Genomic DNA, 9,380 nt, shown 5'->3' with positions numbered 1-9,380 from the left:
CTGATCCAGGGCGAGCCGGTCCGCGACCGCGAGCGGCTCGTCTGGACCGTGGATCTGAGGCCGACATGAAGCTGAAACTCGACGTCACGCCCGACCTCGCTTCGTTGATGGCCGCCGAGATCAAGGCCGGCGAGCGGGCGGTGACCACGGCCATGCGTGAGGCCGGCGGGCAGCTCAAGGCCGACTGGCGCCGCCAGATCATCGGCGCGGGGCTGGGTCAGCGGCTCGCCAAGAGCATCCGCGCGGAGACCTGGCCCAAGGGCACCACCAGCATCGGCGCGGCGGCGCTGGTCTGGTCGAAGGCGCCCGCCATCGTCGGCGCCCACGACACCGGCCCGTTGATCCGCTCGAAGGCCGGGTTCTGGCTCGCGATCCCGACGCCCGCCGCCGGCCGCGGATTGCGCGGCGGAAAGATCACCCCCGACGAATGGGAACGCCGCCGCGGTCTGCGCCTGCGGTTCGTCTATCGCCGCCGCGGCCCGAGCCTGCTCGTCGCGGATCGGGCCCGGATCAACACGCGGGGCACCGCGGTGGCCTCACGCGCCAAGACGGGGCGCAACCAGGTCACCGCGCCGATCTTCTTGCTGGTCCCGCAGGTCAAGCTGCCGAAGCGGCTCGATCTCGACCGGGACGCCGAGCGCGCGCGTGACAGCGTGCCCGGGTTGATCGTGGCGAACTGGGTGGAGGGGCGGCTTTGATCATGTCGGATCGCCAAACGCCGCAGAAGTTTCGAGGCTGTTGGATCGGCTCAACCAGCACAGCAAGACAGCTTCGCGACATCCATGTCGAAGGTCTGAGCGGCGAGCTTCAGGCCCTCGACTGTGGTCAGATAGGGAAAGATCGTCTCGCCGAGCGCCTTCGTCGTCATGCCGAACTTCAGCGCCATGGCCAGCGTCTGAACGCTGTCGGCCCCTTCCGGCGCCATGATCACGCCGCCCAGCAGGCGGTCCGTCTGCGCATCTGCGACCAGCTTGATCCGCCCCCGCGTGTCGCGGGCGGCGAGCGCGCGGGGCACGTTGTCGAGGTCAAGCACGCTTGTCTTCACGTCATGGCCGGCGTCGCGCGCGTCCGCCTCGGTCAGGCCAACGCCCGCGACCTGCGGATCGGTGAATACCACCCACGGCATCGCCGCGTTGTCGTAGCGCTCGGCGCCGTCCAGCACGGCGTTGCGGGCCGCGAGCTTTGCGCCGTAGGCCGCCATGTAGACGAACTGGTCGCGGTCCGCGACGTCGCCTGCCGCATAGATGCCGGGGCGTGTCGTGGCCATGTCGTCGCCGACCCTGATCGTGCCGCGCGCGTCGGTCTCGACGCCCATTTCGGCCAGGCCCAGCCCCTCGGTGTTGGGCGCGCGTCCCGTGGTCAGGACGAGATGGTCGGCCGTCAGTTCGCGGACGGTCCCGTTCCGCGTGACCGACAGGAGCGCGCCGTCATCCACCTCTCGTGCAGCCTCGTAGCGAACGCCGTCGAGGATCGTCAGACCCTCTTCCCGCAAGACCTCCGTGAGCGCCTCGGACACCTCCGGCTCGGTGCGCGGCAGCAGGCGCGACCGGCAGACGATGGTCACGCGGACGCCCATCCGCGCCATCATCTGCGCCAGTTCCACGCCGATATAGCCGCCGCCGAGGAAGATCAGGCTCTCGGGCAGCCGCTCCAGTTCCATCAGCGAGGTGCTGTCGAGCGTCGGCACATCCGCAATGCCGGGGATGTCGGGCACTGCGGGCCGCCCGCCGGTTGCGACGATCACCCTTGGCGCGGCGATCCTGCGCCCGCCGACCTCGACGCCGCCATCCACGAGCCGCGCCGGCCCCTCGTCGACATAGGTGACACCGTCGTACTCGGGCAGCAGCTCGGCATATTTCTTCTGTCGCAGGCTTGCGACAAGGTCGTCCTTTGCGCCGATCAGGGCCGCCCAGTCGGTCACCTGCGAGTCGCCCGACAGTCCGGGGAAACGGCGCGCGGCCTTCGCGCCATGCATGGCCTCGGCCGCGCGGATCATCGTCTTGGAGGGCACGCAGCCCACGTTCACGCAGGTCCCGCCGATCGTGCCGTGGCCGATCAGCGCGACGCGCTTGCCGCCCTCGACGGCCGTGATCGCGGCCGAGAAGCCGGCCGAGCCCGCACCGATGACGGCGAGGTCATAGTCACCCTTGGGCGTGCAGCAATCGTCTTTCATCAAGTCATCCATCCGTTCGAGTGGTCTGGCGCCGCTGCCGCCGCCAGACGGCATACACCGTCAGCACGACGAAAAAGGCGAGTGCGGGCAGCAGCACATAGTCGAGCCAGCCCAGCCAGGCCGACAGTCCCACGGCGCCGAGAAGCACGACCAGGATCGGCGTGAAGCAGCAGAGCGCCACGATGACGGTGCCGACGATCCCTGTCGCGATCAGCTTGCGGTCGGTCTGCTCGGTCATCCCGTCAGCCCGCGACCCGCGCCGGGTAGCCCGCATTGGCCGAGGCCGCCGCGATGGCGTCGGCACTGGTCGCGGCGGAGTCGTAGATCACCGTGGCGGTGCGTGCCTCGAAGTCGATCTCGACAGTGCGCACGCCCGCGACGCCCTCCATCGCACGCTTCACAGTGATCGGGCAGAGCGCGCAGGTCATGTTGTCGACCGCGAACGTGATAGTCTGCTCCGCGGCGACGGACTGCGCGACCGCAGAAGTGGCGGTCATCGGGGCGACGGCTGTCAGGCCGAACAGTGCAAGGGCAAGGAACTTCTTCATGAGGGTGTCCTTCCGGGATCAGTAGAGAAGCGGGGCCCACCAGTCGATGGTGAGTGCTGCGACAACGAGGATCAGCGAGGCCCAGAGTGCGGTCTTGGTGATGCGCGCCGATGCTGGCCTTGCGCAGTAGGAACCGGGTTCGCAGACGGTCGGCTTGCGGAAATAGACCTGCCGGAATCCCGCCCCGACGAAGCCGAGCGCGATCACGGCGAAGATCGGCTTGTAAGGCTCCAGCGCCGTCAGGTTGCCGATCCAGGCGCCCGAGATGCCGAGGGTCAAAAGCACCAGCGGCCCGATGCAGCAGGCCGAGGCGAGAAAGGCGCCCAGCACACCGCCTGCCGCAAGCCAGCCCTTTCGGGCGGGGCGATCCGCGCCCGTGCTGTCCGTTCGGTCGTCCGTCAGCGCCATGTCGCGCACCTCTCGTCTGTGATTTAGGAGAGGTGTAGGGTCTGTAGCAACTACAGGCTCAAGAGGAAACTTGCCCATGACCGATCACGAGCGCGAGAGCGGTTTCACACGCGGCGACCTGGCCCGGGCGACCGGCTGCAACATCGAGACGATCCGCTATTACGAGAAGACCGGCCTTTTGCCCGACCCGCCCCGGACCGACGCCGGCTACCGCATCTATTCCACCGCGCACGCCACACGTCTGCGCTTCATCCTGCGCGCCCGCGAACTCGGGTTCTCGATGGAGGACATCCGCGGACTGATGGGGCTCGAAGACGGCGCCGCGCCGACCTGCGCAGAGGTCAAGGAGCGGACGGAGCGCCACCTTGCCGATGTCCGCGCGAGGATCGCGGATCTCCGGCGTATCGAAACCGTCCTCGCTGCAACCGCATCCAGGTGTTCGGGCGCCGAAGTCCCCGACTGTCCGGTGCTCGACGCGATTTCCAACCCGGCCGACCCATGACACCTCGCGAAACCATCCTCGCCGCGCTGAACGCGCGGCTCTCGGCGCTTCCCGCCACCGCTTTGCGCAGCGAGGTGCTGCCCGAGCGCGTCCCGGCCGATGGATTACTGATCCTGCGCGACGGCGAGCCGGGGGAGCCGGAGGTGACGTTTTCGCCGCTGCGTTATCACTACCAGCACCGCGCCGAGATCGAGGCGGTGGTTCAGGGCGCCGACCGTGATGCCGCCTTCGACACGCTGACCGCCAGCATTGGCACGGCGCTCGCCGCCGACCGCACGCTGAGCGGGCTCTGTGACTGGGTAGTCGTGGAGCTTTTCTGACTGGGTGTCGGTCGAATATTGCGGATGCTCTGTCGCCGTGCGCACATATAGCGCCGCCCGAAGCTCGGTAATCTCACTATTTTCGCCCAACTCAGCCTCCACAGTCCAATTCTTTCCAGCCGGACGTTTGCGTGGGTAAGGGTTGGTATCAAGTCGATACTTCTGGATAGTTGTATTCTATCAATGGCTTGATCGTTACTCTGTTGACATGATGCCCACCCGAGTGTGGCGCTTTGTTCCGCTTATTCGCTTGTCTTTGTTCGACTTTGAGCGATATATGGGTGCAAAGTTTCAAGAGGGCGCAAGATGACGGTTCACGATCCTGGCACAACATGGTTTTTAGCGCAGCTGAAGCCGAACTGCGCCACGATCGCGGATAAGAACCTCGCGCGGCAGGGCTTCAAGACGTTCCTGCCCCTCGAAGAGGAAACGCGCCAGCGCAACGGCAAGTTCATCAGCGCGATGCGGCCGCTATTCCCGGGCTACATCTTCGTGGCCCTTGATGTGACGCGCGGCCTTTGGCGCTGCGTCAACTCGACCTACGGCATCACGCGACTGGTGAGCTTTGGCAAAGAACCAGCACCAGTGCCTCTTGATCTCGTGTCCCAGATCATGCTGCGCTGCGACGCTGATGGCAAAGTGCTGCCGCCCAAGCTACTTAAGTCCGGCGATCAGGTCGCATTAAACACAGGGCCGTTCGCCAACTTCGTGGCCGAGGTGGAGAGGATCGCTCCCGATCGGCGCGTCTGGGTGTTGATGGAGATCATGGGCGGGCAGACCCGTGTTGCGGTTGGGGCAGACCAGCTGCGAGCGGTTTGACGCTGCCTCTGACAGGTTTTTATCTGCAGTGAAATCAATCTTGAGTTCCAAGGGGCCAACGTGTGACAAGGCTCTTGAAAATGTGTAGCTCAGAGGCTACATGGAGTTATGTTCGTAATCAGGCAAACAGACATCTTTTCTTCCTGGCTGCGCAATTTGCGTGACCAGCGGGCGAAGCAAAAAATCACCAGTCGGTTGCAGCGACTGAAGTTCGGGCATTTTGGCGATGTTGAACCTGTAGGTCATGGCGTGAGTGAGGTGCGCATCCATGAGGGAAAAGGCTACCGCGTCTATTTTCGCCAGCAAGGGGATGAGATCATCTTTCTGCTGTGCGGAGGTGACAAGAAAAGCCAACAGCGAGACATCACGAAGGCGCAGCGCATCTGGAAGGAACTTGGAAATGAAACATGAAATCAACGATTTCGATCCGGCTGAGTATCTCGACAACGATGAAATGATCGCCGGCTACCTATCGGATGCGCTTGAAACGCAAGATCCCGCATTCATCGCTGATGCGATCGGTGTTGTTGCGCGAGCTAAAGGGATGAAGCGCGTCGCTGAAGATGCAGGTGTTAGCCGCGAGAGCCTCTATCGTGCGCTGAGCGCCAACGGGAACCCTGAGTTCGGTACCGTGCTCAAGGTATTGGCCTCGCTCAACATAAAGCTGATTGCGCAGCCTGATAGTGTCAAGCCGCATAACACGGCGGCGTGAGATAAGTCCCGTGACGCGATGAGTGTGAACGGCACGCCGCCAGCCCCACTTGCTGTCGGAAGGAACACCAGTCAGGCGTTCAGACGGTGAATTGTGTTCGCGTCGCGGGCATTGCTTCGCATAAGGCCAAGTATCCTGTTTCCGCCACGCGCGTGCCGGACGGGAAGGGCTACAAGTTCACCGCTGAGAACGTAGCGCTGCACCTGAAGGCGGCGAGGAAGGATATGTCGCCGAAGGGTGAAGGGATGATACCGTGAAAAACGGCTAGTCGGACATCCCTGTCTTTGTGCCATTTTATTACCATCGCTAAGCCACTGGGTCAAAGCGGATACTTAATCTTAAGGAACGTCTGAAAAACCTCCTCCTTTCGGCGTGATCTGGTAGACTTGGGGAACCCTCCAAGGAGCCTGTCCGATGCCAAAGCAGCCAGCCTTCCCCGGTCTTCGTGATGCGATGAAGAAGAAGCAGACGCGGCGGGAGCTGTTCCTGGCGGGTCTTGTCAAAGGAACTCAGCTTGCGGGTGGAGTGTACACCCCCTACCCTGCCCGGATGGAAAAACGAGACCCTTTCAAGTACTTCAAAACCAGCCGGGAAATCATCCGCTTGGCGGTGATGCTGTACGTCCGGTTCCCGCTGTCGCTCCGCAACGTCGAAGATCTGCTCCACGAACGTGGCATCGATGTCACCCATGAGGCAGTGCGGTATTGGTGGCACCGGTTCGGTCCGATGTTCGCTGCCGAGATCAAAAAGCACCGCATCGCTGGAATGAAATCCAGCCGCTGGCGCTGGCATCTGGATGAGGTGTTCGTGAAGATCAACGGCGAGAGACATTACCTTTGGCGCGCCGTGGATCACGAGGGCGAGGTCTTGGAAAGCTTTGTAACAAAGTCGCGCGACAAGAAGGCCGCATTGAAATTCCTCAAGAAAGCAATGCGTAAGCACGGTCGACCAGAGGTTATCGTCACAGATAAGCTACGCTCCTACGGCGCGGCGCTGAAAGAGATCGGCGCGGCCGACCGCCAGGAAACCAGTCGCTGGCTGAACAACAGGGCGGAGAATTCGCACCTGCCGTTTCGACGACGTGAGAGAGCCATGCTGCGCTTCAGGCGGATGCGAAGTTTGCAGAAGTTCGCCTCAGTCCACGCCTCAGTTTACAACCTCTTCAATCAGGAACGCAGCCTCTCGAGCAGACAGAATTTCAAGCGAAACCGCGCCGCCGCCCTCGCCGAGTGGCGCGGTCTCTGCACAGCATAAGCGTCAGCGTCTCTGTCCAAATGGAGACGAGTTCGAATTCGTCTGGCAGCACCATCGTAGTAGCTGCCCTCGCTTGGCAGCAGCACCTGAAGCCGTTCCTTCACGGTCAACCCCGGCGCCACGATGAACACGGCGCGGCTGAAATCCTTGTTCCGCTTCGGATAGGTCAGCGCGTTCAGCACCTGCCAAGTGATGATCATCGCCATCACCGTGGTCTTGCCCGCGCCCGTGGCCATCTTGTTGCACAGGCGCTCCCACGTTCCGCCATCGCCGGGGATCGCGATACCCTGCTTGAACGCTTCGGCCCCTTCGACCCACCAAATCAGCGTTTCGATCGCCTCCAGCTGGCAGAAATAGAACGGGTACTGCCGAGCATCGCGGTCATGCCAATGCTCCAGCAGCTTGCGCGTCACGATGGTCACGCCGGGCCAGCCCGCCTCGCGCCAGGCATCGACGCGGGTGCGGATCGTGTTCACCAGACCCAGCACCTCGGTCCGCTTGGTGTTGTTGCGCGCGTCGAACACCTCGTAGCTCGCCGGTCGCCGCTCTGGCTTGATCTCCAGCTTGCCGCCCTTGGCCTCGATCCAATGCTGGGCGGGGCAGACGAAGGGCGTATTGATGATGAGGGACATGGGCCTACCCCTCCAGCGGCATGATCTTGAGGGACTCGATCCCGCGATCATCGACGATCTTCACCGCAACCCGCTTGTTGTCTCCGGCCTCGAACGGCAGCGACACGGTGCCGTGGAACTGCTCCAGCAGGTCCTCGTCCAATTCCGCGCGGATCGTCTTGCGCAGCCGGTTCCAGCCGCCCTTGGCGTCGGCCATGGGAAAGAACACCTGATGCGGCATCAGGGACCGCTGGTCGTAATCCACATCCAGCGACCACATGGCGATCTGGTTCTTGCCACCCGACACCAAGTCGCCCGCCTTGGGATCGAAATAGTCAAAACCGTTGACCTCGACCTCCCACATCCCGTCCTTGCGTTTGCGCAGGTCCACATCCGGTTGGCCCATCAGCCAGAACGACTGGTTCGAGGCGCGCTTCTTCTTCAGATCCTCGGTCAGCAGGTCGGTGTTCATCTGCGCCTTGAGCAGGGTCACGCCGGGCCAGTTCACCTCGTCGATGTCCTTCGCGGCCTCAGGATCGAAGGTGAAGGCGCAGAACAGGATGAATTTGGGCGAAGGGCGTAAGGTTTCGGCCTCGGTCAGGGCAAGTTCGACCTGGCGCTGTTCCAGGCTGGCGTGTTGGGGGCCAAAGCTGACGACGATGCGCTCGCCGGTGTCGGCCAATGATCCGCTGGCATGGATGTGTTTCAGCCCCGGCAGGGTTTCGAACTCGGCAAACCGCAGCATCGCGCCGCCCTTGCCGCGCACGCCGGTTTTCAGCAACTCGTCGCGCCACAGCGATTGGCGCGAGGTCTCGCCGGATCGGGCAACGGTTTCATCCGCCTCTTGCGGCGGCACACTTTCGTCGAGCGACAGGACGGTGGGCGCAGGCACGGCCTCGACGCTGAATGGGCCGGTGATGCGCAGGCGCTTGCGGTCGATGCGGGGCTTGTCATACAGCGTTTCCTGTTCGGCGTGGTCGCTGATGGACTGGTCCATGCGGCGCTGCATCGCCTGCCGGGCGGTGTGGAACGCTTTGAACGGTTGCTGGGCCGTGGCAGGCCAATCGTCGGGCAGGTCGAACGGCACCTCCCACTCAAACAGCGTCGCGCCCTTGGCCAAGTCCACCGGCTTGCCCTTGCGCACGCCCATGCTGGGTTTGAGGGGCTTTGGCGGGGTGGCGGTCAGGGCGGTGTTGAGCGTGGTCAGCGCCGCCGTGATCTTGGGGTGATCCTCGTCATAGATCGTGTCGATATCGGGGTTGTTGGCAATGCTTTTCAGCGTGATATGCGGCACGGTTTCATAGTCAAAGCCGCCGCCCAGCCCCTCATGCGGATAGCGCAGGGCGTAATAGTCGAAAGAGGCGGTCATCAGCCGCTGTTTGGCCAGCGTGATCGCCACGCGCGAGGTGTCGCAGGTGATCCAGCGCCGCCCCCATTTTTCGGCAGCAAAAGCTGTGGTGCCTGAACCACAGGTCGGATCGAGGACAAGATCACCGGGATCGGTGGTCATTAGAAGGCAGCGCTCGATGACTGCTTCAGAGGTATTCACCACATATGTCCCTTCGCGCGCACCGACCGTATCGGTCCATGCGGTCGAGATTTTCCGCAATGGGTAATCTGCAAGGAAGTAGCAATAGCGAAGGTTTTTGTCCCCTTGAACGCCGATCCGATTTGCACTGCGAAGGCGGGAAAGCGCTTTTTCGTTTGTAATCCACGATGACCCTGTTTTTGGCTCGAATGTCTTTCCTCTAAAATCAAATGGGTAAACGTCTTTTGCTGAATAGGACGGCGGATACAATGAAACTTCTGAGTAGACCTTAAACCCTTCGGGCGGTACTTCTTGGCCCTTGCGCTCTGCAGTCGACTTTTTGCGCCTCTCCCCAGTCGGAAGCTCGATATCGACCCAAGGGCACCTCGATTTTTGACCGCTTTTGCTGGCGCGTAGTGCTTTCAGCCGCTTGAATTCGCAAATGACGCCATCCGCAGCGCCCTGGTCGCGCCCGTCGGTCATGGTCAGGGGTCGCTGAAGTGCA

General features: G+C 62.7%; 12 protein-coding genes and 2 pseudogenes. 8 read left to right on the top strand and 6 right to left on the bottom strand.

Features of this window, described 5'->3' with window-relative positions; translation table 11 throughout:
* Nucleotides 1-65 precede the first annotated feature (65 nt).
* Nucleotides 66-698, top strand: a complete 633-nt coding sequence (locus ROE7235_RS17800; RefSeq protein ID WP_050664251.1) for a DUF6441 family protein — start codon at nt 66-68, stop codon at nt 696-698.
* Between the two features lie 50 nt (nt 699-748).
* Here the strand turns inward: ROE7235_RS17800 and merA are convergent, their stop codons facing one another.
* Genes merA through ROE7235_RS17780 form a run of 4 tightly spaced genes read right to left on the bottom strand, consistent with a single transcriptional unit; the run spans nt 749 to nt 3,129 of the window.
* Nucleotides 749-2,185 carry a mercury(II) reductase gene (gene merA / locus ROE7235_RS17795; protein ID WP_050664250.1) on the bottom strand — a complete coding sequence of 479 codons (1,437 nt, stop codon included), beginning with the start codon at nt 2,183-2,185 and terminating at the stop codon, nt 749-751.
* Nucleotides 2,178-2,411 (bottom strand): mercury resistance system transport protein MerF, encoded by a 234-nt coding sequence (gene merF / locus ROE7235_RS17790; protein ID WP_121096992.1) that lies wholly within the window; start codon nt 2,409-2,411, stop codon nt 2,178-2,180. Before merF ends, merA begins: the two co-directional genes overlap by 8 nt.
* A gap of 4 nt (nt 2,412-2,415) precedes the next feature.
* Nucleotides 2,416-2,721, bottom strand: a complete 306-nt coding sequence (locus tag ROE7235_RS17785) for a heavy-metal-associated domain-containing protein (RefSeq protein WP_050664248.1) — start codon at nt 2,719-2,721, stop codon at nt 2,416-2,418.
* An 18-nt stretch (nt 2,722-2,739) separates the two neighbouring features.
* The gene (locus ROE7235_RS17780) at nt 2,740-3,129 is read right to left on the bottom strand and encodes a mercuric transporter MerT family protein (protein ID WP_050664247.1); all 390 of its coding nucleotides are present in this window, start codon (nt 3,127-3,129) and stop codon (nt 2,740-2,742) included.
* A gap of 76 nt (nt 3,130-3,205) precedes the next feature.
* On the opposite strand from ROE7235_RS17780, the gene ROE7235_RS17775 reads away from it, so the two are divergent.
* The 7 genes and pseudogenes from ROE7235_RS17775 to ROE7235_RS17750 all read left to right on the top strand — a co-directional run bounded on the left by ROE7235_RS17775 (nt 3,206) and on the right by ROE7235_RS17750 (nt 6,736).
* Nucleotides 3,206-3,631 (top strand): MerR family transcriptional regulator, encoded by a 426-nt coding sequence (locus ROE7235_RS17775; RefSeq protein WP_050664246.1) that lies wholly within the window; start codon nt 3,206-3,208, stop codon nt 3,629-3,631.
* Nucleotides 3,628-3,942 (top strand): annotated as a pseudogene (locus ROE7235_RS17770) (acyl-CoA transferase); the annotation flags it as partial. The gene ROE7235_RS17775 and the pseudogene ROE7235_RS17770, both read left to right, overlap by 4 nt.
* 315 nt (nt 3,943-4,257) lie before the next feature.
* Complete coding sequence (gene nusG / locus ROE7235_RS17765; protein ID WP_050664245.1) at nt 4,258-4,770, top strand: transcription termination/antitermination protein NusG; 513 nt, start codon at nt 4,258-4,260, stop codon at nt 4,768-4,770.
* Nucleotides 4,771-4,878: 108 nt separating this feature from the next.
* Nucleotides 4,879-5,181: a type II toxin-antitoxin system RelE/ParE family toxin gene (locus tag ROE7235_RS17760; RefSeq protein WP_050664244.1), complete on the top strand. Its 303-nt coding sequence runs from the start codon at nt 4,879-4,881 to the stop codon at nt 5,179-5,181.
* On the top strand, nt 5,171-5,482 hold the full coding sequence (locus ROE7235_RS17755; protein ID WP_050664243.1) for an addiction module antidote protein: 312 nt from the start codon (nt 5,171-5,173) through the stop codon (nt 5,480-5,482). The genes ROE7235_RS17760 and ROE7235_RS17755 overlap by 11 nt, the downstream gene beginning before the upstream one ends.
* Nucleotides 5,483-5,568: 86 nt before the next feature.
* A complete protein-coding gene (locus tag ROE7235_RS21150; RefSeq protein WP_498365949.1) occupies nt 5,569-5,739 on the top strand; it encodes a hypothetical protein in 171 nt (56 codons plus the stop codon).
* 292 nt (nt 5,740-6,031) lie between these two features.
* On the top strand, nt 6,032-6,736 hold the full coding sequence (locus tag ROE7235_RS17750; protein ID WP_121096994.1) for an IS6 family transposase: 705 nt from the start codon (nt 6,032-6,034) through the stop codon (nt 6,734-6,736).
* Nucleotides 6,737-6,789: 53 nt separating this feature from the next.
* On the opposite strand, the pseudogene ROE7235_RS17745 reads toward ROE7235_RS17750, so the two are convergent.
* Nucleotides 6,790-7,368: pseudogene (locus tag ROE7235_RS17745) on the bottom strand (restriction endonuclease); the annotation flags it as partial.
* Nucleotides 7,369-7,372: 4 nt separating this feature from the next.
* Complete coding sequence (locus ROE7235_RS17740) at nt 7,373-9,358, bottom strand: DNA methyltransferase (RefSeq protein WP_281272874.1); 1,986 nt, start codon at nt 9,356-9,358, stop codon at nt 7,373-7,375.
* Nucleotides 9,359-9,380: the final 22 nt, after the last annotated feature.

Origin of the sequence: Roseinatronobacter ekhonensis (assembly GCF_900499075.1) — a bacterium.
GTDB lineage: Bacteria > Pseudomonadota > Alphaproteobacteria > Rhodobacterales > Rhodobacteraceae > Roseinatronobacter > Roseinatronobacter ekhonensis.
This window is presented reverse-complemented; position numbering and strand designations above follow the sequence as displayed.